Source organism: Zavarzinia aquatilis (genome assembly GCF_003173035.1).
Taxonomy (GTDB): Bacteria; Pseudomonadota; Alphaproteobacteria; order Zavarziniales; family Zavarziniaceae; genus Zavarzinia; species Zavarzinia aquatilis.
Genome location: NZ_QGLE01000009.1, coordinates 124163 through 144533 on the forward strand (window position 1 = coordinate 124163; position 20371 = coordinate 144533).

Sequence of the window (20371 nt, forward strand, 5' to 3'; positions counted from 1 at the left end):
GTCTCGTCTCTCAGGCGCGTGCTTCGCGCGGCATACCGAGGGCCCGCTCCGCGATGATGTTGCGCTGAATTTCGTTGGTGCCGGCGTAGATCGTGTCCGACCGGGTGAACAGGAAGAGCTGTTGCAGGGCGGTCAGCTCGTAAGTCCCGGGCTCGCCCGGGAAGACGTCGGCTTCGGGGCCGAGGACGTCCATCGCCAGCTTGCCGAGGTCTCGGTGCCACGTCGCCCAATAGAGCTTGGAGACATAGGCTTCGCGCGGCAGCTCGGGGTTGCCCGCCTGTGACAGCATGCGCAGGGCATTGGCACGCATGATCTGCAACCCGATCCAGGCTTCGGCCAGGCGCTGGCGCATCACCGGGTCCTTCGCCCGGCCATTGGCCTTGGCGATGGCGATGATCTCGTCCAGCTGGTTGCGGAAAGCCATCTGCTGGCCGAGGGTGGAGGCGCCGCGCTCGAAGGCGAGGGTGCCCATGGCGACCTTCCAGCCTTCACCGGGTTTGCCGACGATGTTCTCGGCCGCCGTCTCGGCCCCGTCGAAGAAGACTTCGTTGAATTCGGAGGTGCCCGTCATCTGCTGGATCGGGCGGACCGTGATGCCCTTCTGGTTCATGGGCACCAGCAGATAGGACAGGCCCCTGTGGCCGCTGGAGCCGTCCTCGGTCCGGGCGATGACAAAGCACCAGTCCGAGACATGGGCAAGCGAGGTCCAGACCTTCTGCCCGTCGATCACCCAGCGGTCGCCGACGAGGCGGGCGCGGGTGCGGACATTGGCGAGGTCGGAGCCGGCGTTGGGTTCCGAATAGCCCTGGCACCACAGGTCGTCGCCCGACAGGATGCCGGGCAGGAAACGGCGCTTCTGGTCCTCGCTGCCGAAGGCGACGATGGTCGGCCCGGCCAGCCCTTCGCCGATATGGCCGACCCGGCCCGGGCCGCCGGCCCGCGCATATTCCTCGTAGAAGATGACTTGATGGGACAGCGGCGCGCCCCGCCCGCCCGCCGACGTCGGCCAGCCGACGCCGATCCAGCCGGCCTTGCCCATGTGCCGCTCCCACGCCCTTCGTTCCTCGAAGAAGGCGTGTTCGTCGCCGGGGCCGCCCCGGTTTTTCAGCCGGGCGAAGGGGCCGGTCAGATGGTCGGCCATCCAGCCGGAGATTTCGGCGCGGAAGGCTTCGTCCTCGGCGGAGAAAGAGAGTTTCATTGCGCCGCCTCCGCCAGATCGTCGAGACCGATCAGATGGGCCACGCGCTCGCGGTGATGAGCACCGTCGCCCAGCACGGCTTCGAGGGCGCGGGCATTCTTGAAATAGAGGTGGACGTCGTATTCCCAGGTGAAGCCGACACCGCCGTGAAGCTGGATCGCCGTCGCCGCGCAGTCGAAATAGGCCCGGCCGGCCCAGGATTTGGCACCCGAGGCGGCGAGGGCGAGGGCGGTGCCGTCGCCATTGTGGCCGCAATCATCGGCGACGCAGGCCGCCCAATAGGCGGCGGAGCGCGAAGTTTCGACCGCCAGCGCCATGTCGGCGCATTGATGCTTCACCGCCTGGAAACTGGCGACCGGCCGGCCGAACTGGACCCGGCCCTTGGTGTAATCGACCGTCATTTCGAGGCATTTTTCCGCCGCGCCGACCGCATGGGCGGCCAGCGCGACCGCGGCCCGGTCGAGGGCGAGGGCCAGCGCGCGTCCGGCATCGGCGGCGATCAGGGCCGCGGCCGGTAGCGCCACACCCTCGAAACGCAGCTCCGCCGGGCGGCGGGTCTGATCCATGGTGGCGAGGCCGGTACGGGTGAGGCCCGCGACCTCACCCTCGATGGCGAAAAGCGCGGTGCGGCCATCCAGCGTCGCCGCGACCAGCACGAGATCGGCGCGCGCGCCGTCCGGGACATGACGCAGCAGGCCGTCGAGGCGGTAGCCGCCATCCACCGGCGTGGCCGTAACTTCACCGATGGCATTGCCGGCGGCGAGGGTCGCGGTGATGTCACCGGCCGCGATGGCCTCGAGATAACGCTCCGCGCCCAGCGCCGTCAGGGCATTGGCCGCCAGCGCCACCGTCGCCTCGAAAGGCGAGGGGTAGAGCGCGCGGCCCATTTCCTCCATCAGGATCGCCAGTTCGACGAAGCCGAGGCCAAGGCCGCCCTGCGTCTCCGGCACGATCAGCCCGGTCCAGCCGAGCGCGACCGCCTGTTGCCACAGCGCGGGATCGTAGCCCTCCTTCGTCGCCATCACCTTGCGCGCATGGGCCGGCCCGGCGAATTCGCCCAGCCAGCCGCGCGCGGCGTCCTGGATCAGCAGCTGGTCCTCGGTGAAGGCGAAGTTCATGGCAAGGCCTCCCCTGCCCCGGCGTTGCGGCCAATCCTCACGAGATCCCGGCCTGCGCCGGGATGACGCCCGAAAAAAACACCCCCAACCTCGTCGTCCCGGCGAAGGCCGGGACCTTGCGACGCGAAGGCATTGCGGCCAAAGCCGAAAAGATCCCGGCTTGCGCCGGGATGACGCGTCGATGTGACGTTGAGGCTCACGAGCCCCAGACCTTCTTCACCGGCGCGGCGCGGGCCAGCAGGTCGTCGATCGCGCTGCCCACTTCCGCCGGGTCCCAGCGCGCGCCCTTGTCGACTTCCGGCCCGTCGCGCCAGCCGTCGGCGAGGCAGAGGCGCCCGCCCGAAACCTCGAACACCCGGCCGGTGACATGGGCCGAGGCGGCCGAGCCGAGCCAGGCGACGAGGGGGGCGACATTGCCGGGGTCGTTGGCGTCGAAGCCGGAATCCGGCGCCTTCATGGCATCGCCGAAGGCTTCCTCGGTCATCCGGGTGCGCGCGGCGGGGGCGAGGGCATTGGCGGTGACGCCGTAACGCCGCAGTTCCGCCGCCTGCACGAGGGTCAGGGAGGCGATGCCGCCCTTGGCCGCCGAATAGGCCGCCTGGCCGATGCTGCCTTGCAGCCCGGCGCCGGACGAGGTGTTGATGATGCGGGCATCGACGGGCTGGCCCGCCTTCTGCCGGTCGCGCCAGTAGCGCGCTGCGTGATTGCCGACGCAGAAGTGACCGCGCAGGTGCACGCGCATCACCGCGTCCCATTCGTCGACCGTCGCATTGGCGAACATGCGGTCGCGCAGGAAGCCCGCGTTGTTCACGATCACGTCGAGGCCGCCGAAACTCTCGACCGCGGTGCGGATGATGGAACCCGAGCCTTCCCAGTCGGCGACATCGGCGTAGTTGGCCACCGCCTCGCCGCCCATCGCCCGGATCTCGGCGACCAGTTCGTCGGCGGCATCGGAGCCGCCGCCATGACCGTCGCGCGAGACGCCGAGGTCGTTGACCACGACCTTGGCGCCCTGACGGACGAATTCGAGGACATATTCACGCCCCAAACCCCGGGCCCCGCCGGTGACGGCGACAATGCGATCCCGACAGATCATGCGCCCGCCCTCACAGCCGCTCGATGATGGTGACATTGGCCTGACCGCCGCCTTCGCACATGGTCTGCAGGCCATAGCGGCCGCCCGTGCGCTCCAGCTGGTGCAGCATGGTGGTCATCAGGCGGGCACCGGTCGCGCCCAGCGGATGGCCCAGCGCAATGGCGCCGCCGTTGGGGTTCACCTTCGCCGGATCGGCGCCGGTTTCCTTCAGCCAGGCGAGGACGACGGAGGCGAAGGCTTCGTTGATCTCGACCGTGTCGATATCCTCGATCTTCATGCCCGCCTTCTTGAGGGCATAGGCGGTCGCCGGGATCGGCGCGGTCAGCATCCACACCGGATCGGCACCCCGCACCGAGAGGTGATGGATGCGGGCGCGCGGGGTCAAGCCATGCTCCTTCACCGCCCGTTCCGAGGCGATCAGGATCGCGGCCGAGCCATCGGAAATCTGCGACGAGACGCCGGCGTGCATCCGCCCGCCCTCGCGCAGGGTCTTCAGTGTCGCCATCTTCTCGAGGCTGGTGTCGGCCCGCGCCGTTTCGTCCCGGGCGAAGGTGCCGACCGGGGCGATTTCCTTGTCGAACAGCCCGCCGGTGATCGCCGCCACCGCGCGCTGATGCGATTGCAGGGCGAAACGCTCCATCTCCTCGCGCGAGCAATCCCAGTTCTCGGCGATCATCTCGGCGGCGCGGAACTGCGAAACTTCCTGCGTGCCATAGCGGGCGACCCAGCCTTCCGAACCCGAGAACGGGTCCTTGAAGCCGAGGGGTTCGGCCGCGACCATTGCATAGGCAATGGGGATCTGGCTCATGTTCTGGACGCCGCCGGCAACGACGAGGTCCTGCGTGCCCGACATGACGCCTTGCGCCGCGAAATGCACCGCCTGCTGCGACGAGCCGCACTGGCGGTCGATGGTGGTGCCCGGAATCTCTTCCGGCATCCCGGCGACGAGCCAGCAGGTGCGCGCGATATCGCCCGCCTGCGGGCCGAGGGCATCGACGCAGCCGAAGACCACATCGTCCACCGCCGCCGGGTCGATGCCGGTGCGCTCGATCAGCGCCTTGATCGAATGGGCGCCGATGTCGGCCGGGTGCACGCGCGACAGGCTGCCGTTGCGGCGGCCGACGGGGGTGCGGACGGCGTCGATGATATAGGCTTCGGCCATGGAACTCGTTTCCTCGAACAGATTATTTGTCAGCAAATGTGCCATCGGCACCAAGGGCCGCATCGTCCGAAAGGACCATTCGCGACAGACGGGCCAGATGGTAGTGCCGGTCGCCCCAGACGCCGGCCAGCGCCCAGGCCCGCTTCATGAAGAAATGCAGGTCGACTTCATAGGTGTAGCCCATGGCGCCGAAGACCTGGATCGCGGTGCGCGCCGCCGCCGCCGCGGCGTCAATCACCGCGACGCGGGCGTGGGAAATATCGCGGGGGGCGAGGGTGAAGGCGGCCTTGTAGACCGGCGCCCGGGCGAATTCGATCGCCACCTGTACCGTCGCCAGGTGGTGTTTCACCGCCTGGAAGCTGCCGATGGCCTTGCCGAACTGCTGGCGCGTGCGGGCGTAGTCGGCGGCGAGATCGACCATGGTCTGGGCAAGACCAAGGCCCTGCGCGGCAGCGGCCAGCCCTCCGAGGTCGAGCATTCGGTCGAGGATCGCGGGATCAGCCGACAGCAGCGTGTCGTTCCCCGGGGTCCAGTCGACGGCGGCGATCCGGCGCAAGGGATCGACGCTGACCTCCGCCGTCACCGTCACCCGCCCCCGGGGCACGAGGTGCAGGGCATCTTCCCGGCCCAGCAGCAGGTAATCGGCATCGCCCGCGTCGGCGACGAAGGGATCGAGCGGATGGCCGGCGGCGAGCTTCACCGTACCGGCGGCGATCCCCGCCAGAATTTCGGCGACATCGGTCCTGTCGGCGAAAGCCGCGAGCAGGGGCGCCGCGATGGCGATCTGGTCGACCAGCGGCTCCGGCAGGGCGGCGCGGCCCGCTTCCTCGACGATCAGCACGCCGTCGACCAGCGACAGGCCGAGGCCGCCCTGCGCTTCCGGCACGGTCAGGCCGGTCAGGCCCATTTCGACCAGCTTGGCCCAGCGCGCGGGCGAGCGGCCTTCGCCCGCCGCGCATTCGCGGACCTGCGCCGGGCCGCATTCGGCGGCGAGGAAATCCCGCACCGTGTCGCGGAACAGCAGCTGGTCCTCGGTAAAGGCGAATTTCATCGGTCTCTCCCCGGCGTCCCGGTGCCTGATTTTCCCGAGATTCCGGCCTTCGCCGGAATGACGATCTTCTTGTTTTCAACGCCTCGTTAGCGCGGCAGGTTCAGCAGCCGCTCGGCGATGATGTTGCGCTGGATCTCGTTGGCGCCGGCATAGATCGGCCCGGCCAGCGAGAACAGGAAGCCCTTCAGCCAGCGGGTGATGTCGTCCGCCTCGTCGAGGCCGCTCGCCAGCAATTCGCCCCGCGCGCCGAGGATCGACAGCGCGGTTTCATGCATCGACCGGTCGAGTTCCGACCAGAAGATCTTGTTGAGGCTGGCTTCCTGACCGATCTTGCCGCCCGCGATCAGGCGGCTGGCGGTCATATAGGTGTTGAGGGCGTAAGCCTCCGCATCCATCCAGGCCTTCAGCACGAGGTCGCGGACGCCGGGCGAGACCCGCGCCTCGTGCCGGCGGTAGAGCTGAACGAGGCGCTTGGCGGTTTCCTGAAAGCGCGCCGGGCTGCGCAGCATCAGGCCACGCTCGAAGCCCGCCGTCGCCATGGCGATGTTCCAGCCCTGACCCTCGTCGCCCAGACGATTGCCGACGGGCACACGCACATCGTCGAAGAACAATTCGGCGAAACCCGGCTCGCCGTCGAGCTGGGGGATCGGCCGGCGCGTGATGCCGGGGGTATCGAGCGGCACCAGGATGAAGCTCATGCCGTGATGGCGGCTGCTCTCGGGATCGGTGCGGAACAGACCGAAGCACCAGTCGGCGAAGACGGCGCGCGTCGACCAGGTCTTCTGGCCGTTGATGACGTAATGATCGCCGTCGCGGATCGCCTTGGTGCGGATCGCCGCCATGTCGGAGCCGGCGCCGGGCTCGGACCAGCCCTGCGCCCAGATGTCGTCACCCGCCGCCATGCGCGGCAGGAAACGCGCCTTCTGCTCGGCCGTGCCATATTCCATCAGGGTCGGGCCGAGCAGGAAGATACCATTCTGGTTCACCCGGCCGGGCGCCCCCGCGCGGTAATATTCCTCCTCGAAGATCAGCCATTCGATGAGGTCGGCGCCGCGCCCGCCCAGCGCCTCCGGCCAGGTCACCATGCCGAAGCGGCCCGAATTCAGCACCCGCTCCCACGCCCGGTGTTCCTCGAAGCCTTCCGCCGTGTCGTAGGACTTCAGGCGTCGCTGCGGCACATGGGCGGCCATCCAGGCGCGGACCTCGGCCCGGAAGGCTTGCTGCTTTGGCGTATACTGGAGGTCCATCGCCTTAACCGAACTTGGCGTCGCGCTTCTCGACGAAGGCGTCGCGCGCTTCCTGACTGTCGGGGGAAGTATAGAGTTCCAGCGTGAAACCCTGCTCGAAGCGGTAGTTGCGTTCGATATCGACCGGCTCGATGCCGTTCAGGGCTTCCTTGGCGAGGCGGAGCGCCTTGCCCGACTTGGCGGCGATCTTGGCGGCCAGCGCCCGGGCGGTCTCGACCAGTTTCTCGCGCGGCACGACGCTTTCGATGGCGCCCCATTTCGCCATTTCGGCGGCCTTGATGCTCTCGCCGGTGTAGAACAGCGCGCGTACCTTCTGCAACGGCAACATGCGCAGGAAATGGGACGCGCCGCCCATGGCGCCGCGATCAATCTCCGGCAGGCCGAAATAGCTGTCTTCCGAGGCGATGATGATGTCGGCCGCACCGGCAAGACCGATGCCGCCGCCCAGCACGAAGCCGTGGGTCGCCGCGATCACCGGCACCTTGCAGCGGTGTACGGCGGCGAAACTGTCGTAACAGCCCTTGTTCACTGCGACGATCTTGCTGCCGTCGGCGGCCAGTTCCTTGATGTCGACCCCGGCGCAGAAGCCCCGGCCCTCGGCCCGCAGGATGACGACATTGACGTGGGGGTCTTCACCCGCCGCGGTGATCGTCTTCGCGAGGTTGTTCCAGCCCGTGGAATTGAAGGCGTTCACCGGAGGCTGGTTCATCACCACTTCGGCGATGCGGTCGGAAACGGTATAGGTGAAATCCATGACGTGCCTCATTCGGCGGCGGCGACATCGCGCCGCGAAGGGTTCAGGGCGTCGAGGCGGGTTTCCGCCTCGGCGATGATGCGCTCGATCACCTCGGCCGCGCTCGGCAGGTCGCGGATCAGGCCGGCGACCTGGCCGGAGGGCAGCACGCCTTCCGACGGGTGGCCCTCGACCATGGAACGCTGGATCAGCATCGGCGAATTGGCCGCCATCAGGGTCTCGGCCAGGGTCAGCTTGTTGGCGCGGGCATTGGCGAGGGCGGATTTCAGCATCTCGACATAGCCGAGCCCCGTGTGCCTGCGGAAGGCGAGGCCGGATTTCAGCGCCGTCCAGTAACGCCCGACGACGCCCGACTTCTCCAGCCGGCCCAGAGTCTCGTTCAGGATCATGCGCATGGGCGCGCCGTCGACCCTCGTCGAGACGATGATGTTGGTCAGCTCCGAGGTGATGTAACGCTCCAGCGTCGCGCGCGGCACCGGGCTGTCGCTGGTCATCAGGAAGCGGGTGCCCATGGCGATGCCGGCCGCGCCGTAAGCGAGGGCGGCGACGAGACCGCGCCCGTCCTTGAAACCGCCGGCCGCGACCACCGGCACCTTCACCGCGTCCAGCACCTGCGGGATCAGCAGGGAGGTCGGCACATTGCCGGTATGGCCGCCGCCCTCGCCGCCCTGCACCGTCACCATGTCGGCGCCCATCTTCACGGCGGCGACGGCATGTTTCACCGCGCCCACCGTCGGGATGCAGACGAGGCCGGCGTCTTTGAGCTTCGAGACCAGCGCGGCCGAGGGCGAGCGGGAATAGGAAACGGCGCGCAGCCCATGCTTGATCGCCATGTCCAGCATGTGGTCGGCGCCGGGCAGGAACATGTGGAGGTTCAGGCCGAAGGGCCGATCGGTCAGTGCCTTCACCTTGAGGATTTCCGCCTCGATCTGTTCCGCCGGGATGACCGCGCCGGCGAGGAAGCCGAAGGCCCCGGCGTTGGACGTCGCGGCGACCAGCTGCGGCGTTGCCACCCAGCCCATGGCGGTCTGCAGGATCGGGTAACGGCAGCCGAGACGCTCGGTCAGCGGGGTGGACAGGGCCGGGTGAGTCATTCGCCGGCCTCCGCCACTTTCTTGTCCTCGACGGATTTCTGCGACTTGGCCATGGCCTTGCCGTCGAAACCGCCCAGCGTGTCGCCCTGCGCCAGCGTGTTGTGGACATGGGCGAAATGGTGGTAGCCGAAGGCGTTGTCCATGCCCGCGCGCTTGCCCTGCAGATCCTCGATGTGGTTCACCACCTGCTTGGCGAGGGCGAGGCCCATGCGCGGCATGGCGGCGATCCGGCTGGCGATCGCATAGGTCTCGGCCTCCAGATCGGCGCGGGGCACGACCTTGTTCACCATGCCCATCTGATAGGCGCGCTCCGCCGGCATCCGCTCGCCGAGGAAGAGGAATTCCTTGGCGATACGGGCGTTCAGTTCGTGGACATGGGCGAAATATTCGACCCCCGGAATGCCCATGCGAACCACGGGATCGGCGAAGAAGGCATCGTCCGCCGCGATGATCAGGTCGCACACCCAGGCCAGCATCAGCCCGCCCGCGACGCAGGCGCCCTGCACCATGGCGATGGTGGGTTTGGGCAGGTCGCGCCAGCGCCGGCACATGCCGAGATAGACTTCCTGCTCGCGCACGAACAGTTTCTCGCCGCCGGGCTTGCCGACGTGATCCCACCACAGATGCTTGCGCTCGAAGGTCTTTTCGACATCGCGGCCCGGCGTGCCGATGTCATGACCGGCGGAGAAATGCTTGCCGGCGCCGGCAAGCACGATCACCTTCACCTCGTCGTCGTCGGCCGCCTGGCGGAAGGCGGCGTCGAGGGCATAGGTCATCTGGCTGTTCTGGACGTTGTTGTAACGCACCCGGTCCATGGTGATGGTGGCGATGCCGTCCGCGACCTTGTAGTGGACCGGCTCGTCCGTCTCGTAAACAATCTCGCCCATTCGCTGCCTCCGCCTTGTCTTCTGTCTCGTTCGGTGTGGCCCGCCCTCTGTCTGGCCCGGGCGGGCCGCACCCTTCAGGCTGCTTCGCGCCGGTCGCCCGGCGGGTTTTCCTTGAACACCGTCGCGCGGGTGTTATGCGGGTCGAGCACGTCGCGGATCAGGTGCAGCTGTTCCGCCGTCGGCGCCGGGGTCACGGTCGCCGTCTCGCGGCCTTCGAGCGGGAAGCCGGTCGCGGCCTGGACCTGATCGAAGCTGATCCCGGGGTGCAGGGAACGGACGCGGATCGCATGATCCTTGCCGCCGAAGTCGAGCACGGCGAGATCGGTGACGATCAGGCGCAGATCGACGAAGCGGTCGGACCGCCCGCCCGCCAGGCGCGCCGGGTTGTAGCCGACGCCCGAAACCATATCGACCTCGCCCGGGACGAAGACCCGGGTCGAGTGATTGGGCACGAACATCGAATTGATGTGATTGATGGTGTTGCCCGGAATGCCGCGCACGCCGAGCAGCGCCGCCTTGGGCTTGGCGTAATCGCCGACGACCGAGATATTCTGCTGGCCGAAGCGGTCGACCTGCACCGGGCCGGTCATGGCATGGCGATGGCCGCGATAGACGACGTCGAAGACGCGGGCATAGGTCATCCAGCCCTCCACCTTCGGGATGTAGGCGCCGCGCTTGCCGAGCGGCACCGGCTCCTCGACCAGATAGGCTTCGCCATCGGTCATCATCAGCGCCGGCTCGAAGGTCGCCTTGGCGAGGGAGGCGGCGAGCCGGGGAATGAGCCCGATGCCGGAGGCGAGCACTTCGCCATTGCCGCGCCAGGCTTCGGCGGCGGCGGTGATGCAGAGTTCCGCGAGCGTGTAGGTCATCGTCCGTCTCCTCAGAACACCGGCAGGGGCAGGCTGGCGAGCTTCTCGGCCCCGCCGACGGCGGCGAGATAGGCGTCGTGACTGACACCGTCGACATAGCGCGCGCGCCAGTCGGGGAAGGCTGCGTCGTTGTAATCTTTCAGGTGCTTGAAATCGAAGCCGTAGTCCGGCCCGGACGAGGTCGGATGGGCGCCGAAGGGCACCAGCGCGACGCCGGTGACGCAGGACCGCTCGACCAGGTGATGGCGCATCCCCGGCATCCCGCCCAGTTCCGCCGTGGTCACCAGCCGGTCGGTGGTGACGAAAGCCTGATCCGCCGCGCGGCAGAACAGCTCGTCGAAGAAGGGATCGGGCGCGGTCACGATGGCGTTGCCGAGCGTATCCGCCGCGTTCACATGAACGAAGGCGGCATCGAGATTGAGGGCGGGCATGGCGATCAGCACTTCGCCGTCCTCGTAAGGCGAGGTGACGGTGCGAAGCACACCGTTCAGCCCCTCGACATCGGTGCCAAGGCCGGCGCGGGTGGGCAGGAAGGGCAGGCGCATGGCGGCGGCGCGCAGGCCCCACTGCAACATGCCCTCGTCGATTTCCAGCGTCTCGAAGCTGCCGGCCTGACGGGCGGAGCGGAAGTGATTGTCGAGCGGAATGGAATCGAGCGAGACGAAACCGAACACCAGTTTCTTCAACTTGCCCGAAGCCGCCAGCAGGCCGATGTCCGGCCCGCCGTAGGAAACGACCGTGAGATCCGTGACATCGCTGCGCAGGATTTCGCGCACCACGGCCATGGGCTTGCGCCTCGCGCCCCAGCCGCCGATGCCGATGGTCATGCCGCTTTCCAGCCGGCTGACCATCTCGCTGATGCTCATGCTCTTGTCCATGGCATTTCTTCCCTGATAACGCTTGGCGTTACCGCAACATGAATTTCTGGACTTTGCCGCTGGCGGTCAGCGGCAGGGCTTCGCAAATCTCGACCTGGCGGGGCGCCTTGTAATTGGCCATGTTGGCGCGGCACCAGGCGAGGAATTCATCCTTTTCGAGGACCGCTCCCCGGGCGGGCACGACGATGGCCTTGGCAACCTCGCCCATGCGCTCGTCCGGCACGCCGATCACGGCGGCCTGGGCGATGTCGCGGCGGGACAGGATGATGTTCTCGATCTCGGCCGGATAGCAGTTGAAGCCGCCGACGATGAACATGTCCTTCTTGCGGTCGGTGATCTTCAGGTAACCGCGCTCGTCCATCACGCCGATGTCGCCGGTGTGCAGCCAGCCGGCATCGTCGATGGCTTCCCGTGTCGCCGTCTCATTCTCGAAATAGCCGGCCATGACGTTGTAGCCGCGCACCAGCACCTCGCCCTCGGCGCCGCGCGGCACTTCCCGGCCCTCGGCGTCGGCGCAGATCACCTCGACGCCGGGGATCGGCTTGCCGCAGCGATTGGCGATCGTTTCGGCATCGTCGGTGGTTTCGCACATGGTGACGACCGGCGCCTCGGTCAGGCCATAGGCGGTCAGCACGACGTCGAACTTCAGGTCGGTGAACATGCGCCGGATCAGGTCCACCGGCACGCTGGCCGCGCCGGTGACCGCGAGGCGGAGCGACGACAGATCGCGGGTGGCGTAAGTCCCGTCGCCGAGGATCGACTGATAGACCGTGGGCGCGCCGGGCAGCACGCTCACCCGCTCGGTCTCGATCCGGTCGAGCAGGCGGGTGGTGTCGAACACCGCCTCCGGCAGACAGGCCGCGCCTTTCAGCAGGCAGGCGAGCCAGCCCGCCTTGTAACCGAAGGAGTGGAAGAAGGGATTGACGACGAGGAAGCGGTCCTGTTCGGTCAGGCCGACGACATCGCTCCAGGTCGCGATGGTGCGCACCGTCTGGCCGTGGTTGGAGACGACGCCCTTGGGCAATCCGGTGGTGCCCGAGGTGAAGAGCATGTCGCAAGGATCGCCCGGCCCGACAGTCGCGAGGCGATCCGCCGCCGCCTGTTCGGAAACCGCGGCCCCTTGCGCGAGGAACGCCGGCCAGTCGCGGTCGGCGCCGGCCTCGCCCTTCAGGATGACCATGGCCTTCAGGTCCGGCAGATCCTCGCCCGCCAGCATGGCGGGATAGTCGAAGCCGAGGAAGCCGCGCACGGTCAGCAGCAGCTTGGCCCGGGAAGCGCGCAGGATCTGCCCGGCTTCCCGACCCTTGAAGCGGGTGTTCAACGGCACGAGCACGGCGCCGGCCGATTGCAGGCCGACAGCGGCGACGATCCATTCGGCCATGTTGGGCGCCCAGATCGCGACCCGGTCGCCCTTCACGATTCCGGCGGCGATGAAGGCGCGCGCCGCGGTCAGACGGGCCGTCTCGAGCGCAGCGAAGCTCGAGACGGCGCCGCCTTCCTCGATCGCGGGGCGGTCGGGCCAGCGAGCCGCCGCCGCGATGACCGCAGCCGGAATGCTGGAGACCATGGCGCGCCTTACTCCGCGGCCTGGGCGGTGGCGAGCCAGTTCTTCTTGGGGCCGATCTTCCCGGCGATCTTGTTGAGCGCCGGCAGGTCGAGGTCATAGACCTCCGCCGCCGACTTCCAGAAGATCTGCTCGAGATCGCTCTCCGGCAGGCCGCCGAGCGAGATCAGCATCTTTTCCGCCGTGTTCGGCCAGCAGCCTTCGGGATGCGGATAGTCAGAACCCCAGATCACCCGGTTCATACCGAGTTCCTTGCAGGCCACGGCCGTGTCCCGGTCGGCGAGGGCCGAGGCGACGACCCACATGTTCCGCGCGAAATATTCCGACGGCTTCATGGTCAGCTTGGCGCGGAAGTCGCCCAGCTTGCCGGACGTGTGCTTCACGCTGGCCCGGATGTCCATCATCGTGTTCATCCAGTTGAACCAGAATTCCGAGCCTTCGGTGTAGATGATCTTCAGCTTGGGGAAACGCTCCAGCACCTCGCCGAAGATGAACTGCCACATCGAGCGGGTCATCCAGAACGGATATTCCATCAGGAAGCAGCCGATGGCGCCCGGCACCGGGGCCATGGCCGGGGCGGCGCCCGAATGGAAATGGATGCCCATGTTCAGGTCTTCGCAGACCTTCCACACCGGATCATATTTCGGGTGGTTGTAGGGGTCGTAACCGTCGGTCATGCAGGGGAACATCACCCCTTTGAGGCCTTCCTTGCGCGCCCAGACGATTTCCCGAACCGCGGTCTCGACGTCGAAGACGACGGGAATGACGGCAAGGCCGATGCGGCGGGTCGGCGACATCTTGCAGAAGTCGACCATCCAGCGGTTATGGGCGCGGGCACCGGCCCAGAGCAACTCTGGGTCCGCGCCCTGGCAGCGCAGGCCGACGTCGGCGCCGAAGGGCGGGGCATTACGCTCGGTGATACCGTCGGGGAACAGGACTTCGGCGGCGACGCCGTCACCATCCAGCACCTTGTCGCGGATCACGCTGTCCCACACGCCGTAAATGTCATTGCCGCAGGCGGCGCGCCATTTGTCGTTGAAGTCCTTGACCAGGAGCTTCTCTTCCATCATCTCGCGGAAGGCGATTTCCTTGGGCAGGCGCTCGTCGAATTCGGCGTGATACTTGCTCTCGAGATAGTCGCGATATTTCTCCGGCGGCAGGCCGGCGTGACCATCGCCCGAAATCACCAGATAGCGGTCCATCTCTTCCTCCGGTTATCGTTATCGCCGGCTGCCCCGGCTTCTCTGATCTGAACCCTAGGCCCCCCGCCCGACAGCCGGAAGTGGCCCGAGGCGAATTCTCCGTTCGCCGTCACGAACAATGAGGGGATTTCTGTCGTTACATCGCGTCGGTATAGGTGATGTGCATGGGCAGGGTGAGGCCGCCGTCGACGACGATCTCCGCCCCCGTGACCATCGAGGCCCGCTCGGACGCGAGATAGAGTATGGCGTCGGCGATCTCGCTCGCCTGGACGAGGCGGCCCATGGGCGTGTCCTTCGACATGCCGGCGATCAGCTTCTCGCGCCCGCCCAGCATGTCGGCCACGGGGGCGAGGATCTGCGTGTCGACATAGCCCGGCAGCACCGTGTTGCAGCGAATGGGCGGCTGGAACAGCGCGGCCGACAGGGCGACGGATTTCGACATCATGCGCACCGCCGCCTTGGTCGTGTTGTAGACGAAGCTGGCGGCATGGGCATGGATGCCCTGCACCGACGAGATATTGACGATGGCGCCGCCGCGACCCGTCTCGGCGATGGCCAGCAGCCCGTGCTTGCAGCCGAGGAAAGTGCCGGTCTGGTTGATGCCGACGACGCGGTGCCAGTCCTCAATCTCGGTATTGGCGACGCTCGATGTGAAGGAAATGCCGGCGGCGTTGACGACGACGTCGAGCCCGCCGAAGGCGGCCTTGGTCGCCTCGATGGCGGCGATCCAGGCCGGCTCGCTCGCGACGTCGAGGGTGACGGCGATGGCCTTGTCGCCGAGGGCGGCGGCGCGTTCCCTGGCCAGCTTCTCGTTGATGTCGGCGATGACGGCGCGGCCGCCCCGGGCGACGAATCCCTCGACCGTGGCATGGCCGATGCCCGAGGCGCCCCCGGTGACGAGGGCGACGCGCCCGGCGAAATCCTGCTCGCTCATGTTGGCTTCCTCAGGCGACGAAATTGGCGTGGCAGGTGCCGATCCCCTGGATCGCCACCCGGATGGAATCCCCTGCCGTCACCGGGATCAGCGCGGCGAGCGAGCCGGAGAGGATGACTTCGCCCGCCTTCAGCGGGATGCCGCGCGCGCCCAGCGTATTGGCCAGCCAGGCCATGGCGTTGACGGGGGAATCGAGGGTGGCGGCGCCCGCGCCCGTGCCGACGATGCGGCCGTTCTTCTCGATGATCATGCCGGCGAGGGCGAGGTCGAGACTGTTCGGGTCGACCAGCCGGTCACCCAGCACGAAGACGCCGCAGGAGGCATTGTCGGCGACCGTGTCGGCAATCGCGATCTTCCAGTTGTCGATGCGGGAATCGACGATCTCGAGGCAGGCCATGACGCCCTCGGTCGCGCGCAGCACGTCGGCATTGGTCACGCCGGGGCCCATCAGGTCACGCTTCAGCACGAAGCCGATCTCGCCCTCCGCCCGGGGCTGGATCATGGATGACATGGGGATATCGCCGCGCTCGGGCACCGCCATCGAGGCCAGCAACATGCCGAAATCGGGCTGGGTCACGCCCAGCATGGTCTGCACCGGCCGCGAGGTGACGCCGATCTTCTTGCCGATGATCCGGTCGCCGGCGGAAAGCCGGTGCGACAGGAATTCGGTCTGGATCGCATAGGCGTCGTCGACCGAAATGTCGAAGCCGCGCCCCGAAAGCGGCGCGACTGTCCGGCGCGCGGCGAGGGCCTGGTGGAGTTCCAGGCCGAGCGCCGCGATGGTGATCTTGTCCATCGCTGATTGCCTTGCATGAAACCGGCGGCGTCACCGCCGCCGGCATGTCGTTGAGGTCAGACGCCGCGGCGCTTGAGTTCGGCCGGGGTATAGTCGCCCGGCTTGCGACCGCCGACATTGAACTTCGGCTTGTTCTTCAGCTCGTTGGTCAGGCGGTCGGCCATATAGGCGCCGGACACCAGGTCGTGATAGCAGCACACCCGGGTCATGAAGATCTGCGCCGCGTAATCGTAGGAGACCGTGTTCAGCGCGAAACGGTAGAGGTCGCCACGCGCGTCGTACATGTCGGCCAGCAGGGGCAGATGGCTGTCCTCGTCGGCATAGATGGTGCGGGCGGCATAGACGTGACGGATGCCGTCCTTCAGCTTGGCCTTCAGCACCCAGACGCGGTGCAGCTCCCAGCGCATGTAATCCGGGTTCAGGTGCGACTTGCCCAGCATGTCCTTGTAGGACGCGGCCGGGTCTTCGACCTTGTAGTTGTTGTAGGGCACGAAGATTTCCTTCTTGCCCACCAGCTCCCAGTTATAGCGCTTGGGCGACTGCGCCCACAGGCGGGTGTCGTCGACGGTGTGGAAACCGCCCGGCCCGAGCGGATAGTCGCCCGCGACTTCCGGCGCCTGCTTCACCCGGCGGGTGCCCGGCACATATTGATAGGCCATGGTCGGGTTGCTGTCGAAGGCCCAGGTTTCCTGGACGAGGGCGATGGAGCCGCGCTCGCGCTCGGGCTTCGTCGTCTCGCGGAAGACGAAGGACGAGGCGGGCGAGCCTTCCTCGCGCGGGGTGTTGGGGTCGTAGGGCGGGGCATAGATGTCCCACTTCTGGCCACCCCAGGCGACATTGCCGTCGGGATAGACCACGGCTTCGTCATAATCGCCAGTCTCGGTGAAGGCCTTGGTCGCGGTGATGACGTTCCAGATCTGCTCGATGCCCGACTTCGGGAAGGGGAAGGCAGCGCCCGCCTTCACGTTGGTGATGCCTTCCTGGCTCGCGGTCAGCGCGGCAAGCTGGGCGTTCTGCTTGATCTGCTCGTGGGTCCAGTCGCTGTAGCGGAAGTCGCGATGGCACGGGTAGACGTGCATCTTGAACGTATCCGGGTAACGCTTGAACATCGCCTGCTGGCCGGCGGACAGCTTGTCGGCATATTGCGCGGCGTTCTGCGCCGTGATGGTGAACAGCGGCTTTTCCCCGGCATAGGGATCGGCCAGCGGCGAGCCGGTGCCGGCGAAGGAGATGCCCGGCGGCGTGCCCAGCCATTTGCCCGACCAGGGCGCGATGGAGCCGTCGGCATTGCCTTCCTTGATCGCGCCGATCGGCGTCAGCGTGGTGCCGAGCTTGGCGATCTCGTCCGGTGCGGCCTTGGCCAGGGCGATCTTCGGCATGGCGGCCAGCAGCGCGGCAGCGCCCACGCCCCCGACGAAGCTTCTGCGATCCATGGTGTTTCTCCTCCCGTTTCTTCAGAACGTGTATTTGACCGTCGCGATGGCGTAGTCGCGGTCGACCAGCGGACGGTTGATGGTGTCGTAGTCGCCGAAGAAGGCGTTGTAGGCGACGCTGATCTCGAGATTGTTGAGGTAGCGCAGCTTGACCCCGAGCGAGGCGCGCATGTCGCCCGCGCCCGACAGCGCGCCGAGCGAGCCGCTGTAGGCCGGATTGCCGAAGGCAACGCCGAAGGTCACGGGGATGAACATGTCCCAGCCGCCCGGGAAGATGTCCGTGTAGGCGAATTCGGCGAGGCCCTGGAAGCCCCACGAGGTCTCGTCGCCCGAGAGCTGGTTGAATTCGTTGATGTTGTTGCCGTTACCGTCCTGCAGCGGATTGCCGTCGGCGTCGTAGAGATAAAGCGTGTCGTGGCGCACGACGTGGTTCACGCTCACTTCGCCGATCAGGGTCAGCGAGTCCCAGAAATCGGACGAGCCGAGGATGTAGAGCGCGTTCAGATTGGCCTGCCAGATGTCGCCGCGCACCGGCTGCGGCGCCTTGATGCCCGAGATGCGGCCATCGACCAGCATGGGTGCGTCCTGGCGATAGGCGAAGTCGAAGCCGAAGTTGACCGCGCCGATCGAGGTCGACGCGCTCATGCCATAGAGCTTCACATCGTCGAAATAGGTGATGGTCGAGGAATAGGGCAGATAGAGCGGCGCGACGGCGCCGACGATATCGTCCACCCCCTGGGTGATCTGCGCGTTCATGCCGCTGCAATCCTGGCCGAGCAGGGTGCACAGCGTATTGGTGACGGCGCCGACGACGGTGCCTTTGCGGAACATGTCCGTGCGCGGGGTCGAGATTTCGAGCACCGGCAGCGGATTCTTCTCGTGATACTTGATGAAGTAGAAGCCGGTGTTGATCGCGTCGGTCAGCATGTAGGTCAGACCCATGCCCCATTGCGCCGCGTTGTTCGGCTTCTTCTCGCCGGCGACGGGCACGTCGAAGCGCTGGTCGTCCGGATTGCCGACGCCGAGCACGTTCTGGCTCAGGATGTCGGACAGCAGCTGGGCGATCGGCTGCGGGATGGCCAGCGTGTCGCAGTTGGGGATGCTGGCGCTCAGGGTACAGGCCGAGGCGTATTGCTGGATCACGCTCGGGAAGGGATTGACCGAGCCATAGGCGAATTCGGCGCCCGGGCCGACCAGATCGGCGCGGCTGAAATAGGAGCCGATGCCGTCGAGCTGCGTGTTCTCCCAGTCGAACTGATAGTAGCCGATGAACGACAGCCGGTCGGTCACGCCCCAGTTCATCGAGACCTGCGGCGACGGCAGCAGGATGTCCTTCACCTCCGCCGCCGGGCTGTTGGCGCGGGTCGCGTCGGCGACGCCCTGGCTGAAGGAGATATTGCCGAAGAACAGGCTCTCGCCCCAGGCGACGACCTGATTGCCGACGCGCAGGGACAGGCTGGTCTCGCCGATGTCGAAAGTGCCATAGGCAAAGGCGTCGAGCAGGCGGAAACGGCCGCCGTTGGCATAGCGCGTGCCGCCGACGAATTCGTCGGGCGGGCCTTCGTATTTGTTGATGCCGTTGGGATAGGCTTCGTCGTTCGAATTGCCGCTGTGGTAGACGAAATCGTAGAAGGCGTTGCCGCTCATCTTGAAGCCGAAGTCTTCATATTTGAAGTTGGCTTCGGCGAGGGCGCTGAAGGCGTTGGTGATCAGGTCGCCGCGTTTGAAATTCCGGTTCGGATCGTCGAAGTTATAGACCTTCGGCGTCTCGGTGCCGACCTGCAGCGTGGGCAGCAGCGGGATCTGCGGCAGGATATAGACCGTGGCGTATTCGGTCTCGGGGTCGCGGGATTTGGGGCTGGGGTCCTCGGCCCGGACGCCGATGGAATAGGCCGTCGTCATGTTGACGGACAGACTGGCGCCATTGTCGAACTCGATCACTTCGGCGAGGGCGAAGCTGCCCGCGCCGAGAATGCCCGAAACAATGCCGACCCCGGCCACGAACGGCAGCGCCGCCTTGCGTCTGCCGGACCCGATGCGCCTCGACCACCCCCCCATGATATCCCCCTAGCCTTTTCGCGCGGCGCCTTGGGCACCGACATATTTGTTCGCAATTTAATCAGGCGCCCATTGCGGCACCCATGGGAACTTGCACCAGAAGCGCGAAATCATCCCCAACCGAGGGGAAACCTCGCGGCCTTCAGAGACCGGGGCGCTCGAGGAAGCCGAGGCATTCGGCGTTGAAATAATCCGCGTCCTCGATCATCACCCAGTGCCCGCACTGGTTGGAGATGATCACCTTGGCCTGCGGGCAGCGATCCGCCAGGATCGAGGCATGGGCGACCGGCAGGAACTTGTCGTGGGTGCCCCAGAAGGCGAGCACCGGGCACTTCAGCTCGTGCAGGCGATCGGCATAGACGCCGACCTTCATGCTGGCATAGACCGGGATCGGCTGTTCGAGGGCGACCGGCCAGCGTTCCGCCACCGCTTCATCGGTGATGTGCTTCGGATCGAACACGAGATGGCCCAGCAGGTCGCGGAAATCCTCGATCGCGAAGGGCCGGCTGGAAATGAACTGCAGCATGCGCAGCACGCCCGGCATCGAGAAGGCGTATTCCTGCGGCTCCTGCAGGCCGCCGGGGGCCATCAGGATCAGCTTCGGCACGATCTCGGGATAGGTCAGGGTGAACTGCAGCGAAATGGCGCCGCCCAGAGAATTGCCGATGGGAACCACTTTGGTCACGCCGCAGGCATCGACCAGCTCGCGGATCACCGGGACATGGGTATCGGTCGAATATTCGATGGTCTCGGGCTTGTCCGACAGGCCATAGCCGAGATAGTCGGGCACGATCACATGGTAACCGGCGGCGCCGAAGGCGGCCATGTTGCCCTTGAAATTCGAGTAGCCGGAAGCGCCGGGGCCCGAGCCATGCAGGCACAGGATGCTGGGACGATCGGCCGAGGGCGTGCCCACTTCGTGGTAATGCAGCTTGTGCCCGGAAGCGAGCTGCAGGAATTTTCCGACGGGAATGGGCGACTTGGCGCTCACGGGGATCCTCCGATGTTCATTGGCTTCACACCAATTTGA

General features: G+C 66.6%; 18 protein-coding genes. All 18 read right to left on the reverse strand.

All coding sequences use genetic code 11. From position 1 onward, the window contains the following. Nucleotides 1-10 precede the first annotated feature (10 nt). Nucleotides 11-1198: an acyl-CoA dehydrogenase family protein gene (locus DKG74_RS15370; RefSeq protein WP_109907059.1), complete on the reverse strand. Its 1188-nt coding sequence runs from the start codon at nt 1196-1198 to the stop codon at nt 11-13. Continuing rightward, nucleotides 1195-2316 (reverse strand): acyl-CoA dehydrogenase family protein, encoded by a 1122-nt coding sequence (locus DKG74_RS15375; RefSeq protein WP_109907060.1) that lies wholly within the window; start codon nt 2314-2316, stop codon nt 1195-1197. Before DKG74_RS15375 ends, DKG74_RS15370 begins: the two co-directional genes overlap by 4 nt. A 196-nt stretch (nt 2317-2512) precedes the next feature. Beyond that, a complete protein-coding gene (locus DKG74_RS15380) occupies nt 2513-3412 on the reverse strand; it encodes an SDR family oxidoreductase (RefSeq protein WP_109907061.1) in 900 nt (299 codons plus the stop codon). A gap of 10 nt (nt 3413-3422) precedes the next feature. Continuing rightward, nucleotides 3423-4574: an acetyl-CoA C-acetyltransferase gene (locus tag DKG74_RS15385; RefSeq protein ID WP_109907062.1), complete on the reverse strand. Its 1152-nt coding sequence runs from the start codon at nt 4572-4574 to the stop codon at nt 3423-3425. A 22-nt stretch (nt 4575-4596) separates the two neighbouring features. Then, the gene (locus tag DKG74_RS15390) at nt 4597-5625 is read right to left on the reverse strand and encodes an acyl-CoA dehydrogenase family protein (RefSeq protein WP_109907063.1); all 1029 of its coding nucleotides are present in this window, start codon (nt 5623-5625) and stop codon (nt 4597-4599) included. Nucleotides 5626-5711: 86 nt separating this feature from the next. Beyond that, nucleotides 5712-6872, reverse strand: a complete 1161-nt coding sequence (locus DKG74_RS15395; RefSeq protein ID WP_109907064.1) for an acyl-CoA dehydrogenase family protein — start codon at nt 6870-6872, stop codon at nt 5712-5714. Between the two features lie 4 nt (nt 6873-6876). Further along, complete coding sequence (locus DKG74_RS15400) at nt 6877-7626, reverse strand: enoyl-CoA hydratase family protein (RefSeq protein ID WP_109907065.1); 750 nt, start codon at nt 7624-7626, stop codon at nt 6877-6879. Nucleotides 7627-7634: 8 nt separating this feature from the next. Then, nucleotides 7635-8720: an NAD(P)H-dependent flavin oxidoreductase gene (locus DKG74_RS15405; RefSeq protein WP_109907066.1), complete on the reverse strand. Its 1086-nt coding sequence runs from the start codon at nt 8718-8720 to the stop codon at nt 7635-7637. Continuing rightward, nucleotides 8717-9607, reverse strand: coding sequence for an enoyl-CoA hydratase (locus DKG74_RS15410; RefSeq protein WP_109907067.1), 891 nt, complete (start codon nt 9605-9607; stop codon nt 8717-8719). The genes DKG74_RS15405 and DKG74_RS15410 overlap by 4 nt, the downstream gene beginning before the upstream one ends. 74 nt (nt 9608-9681) lie before the next feature. Then, nucleotides 9682-10476: a CoA-transferase subunit beta gene (locus DKG74_RS15415; protein WP_109907068.1), complete on the reverse strand. Its 795-nt coding sequence runs from the start codon at nt 10474-10476 to the stop codon at nt 9682-9684. An 11-nt stretch (nt 10477-10487) separates the two neighbouring features. Next, entirely contained in the window at nt 10488-11354 is an 867-nt protein-coding gene (locus DKG74_RS15420; protein WP_109907069.1) for a CoA transferase subunit A, read from the reverse strand. Nucleotides 11355-11382: 28 nt separating this feature from the next. Continuing rightward, nucleotides 11383-12921 carry a FadD3 family acyl-CoA ligase gene (locus DKG74_RS15425; RefSeq protein WP_109907070.1) on the reverse strand — a complete coding sequence of 513 codons (1539 nt, stop codon included), beginning with the start codon at nt 12919-12921 and terminating at the stop codon, nt 11383-11385. Between the two features lie 8 nt (nt 12922-12929). Beyond that, nucleotides 12930-14120, reverse strand: a complete 1191-nt coding sequence (locus DKG74_RS15430) for an amidohydrolase family protein (protein ID WP_109907071.1) — start codon at nt 14118-14120, stop codon at nt 12930-12932. Nucleotides 14121-14256: 136 nt separating this feature from the next. After that, a complete protein-coding gene (locus DKG74_RS15435) occupies nt 14257-15054 on the reverse strand; it encodes an SDR family NAD(P)-dependent oxidoreductase (RefSeq protein ID WP_109907072.1) in 798 nt (265 codons plus the stop codon). Nucleotides 15055-15064: 10 nt separating this feature from the next. Then, nucleotides 15065-15850 (reverse strand): 2-oxopent-4-enoate hydratase, encoded by a 786-nt coding sequence (gene dmpE, locus DKG74_RS15440; RefSeq protein WP_109907073.1) that lies wholly within the window; start codon nt 15848-15850, stop codon nt 15065-15067. 56 nt (nt 15851-15906) lie between these two features. After that, entirely contained in the window at nt 15907-17283 is a 1377-nt protein-coding gene (locus tag DKG74_RS15445) for a DUF1329 domain-containing protein (RefSeq protein ID WP_109907074.1), read from the reverse strand. 21 nt (nt 17284-17304) lie between these two features. Beyond that, complete coding sequence (locus tag DKG74_RS15450; RefSeq protein WP_109907075.1) at nt 17305-19341, reverse strand: DUF1302 domain-containing protein; 2037 nt, start codon at nt 19339-19341, stop codon at nt 17305-17307. 142 nt (nt 19342-19483) lie between these two features. After that, a complete protein-coding gene (locus DKG74_RS15455) occupies nt 19484-20332 on the reverse strand; it encodes an alpha/beta fold hydrolase (RefSeq protein ID WP_165837716.1) in 849 nt (282 codons plus the stop codon). Between the last annotated feature and the right edge of the window lie 39 nt (nt 20333-20371).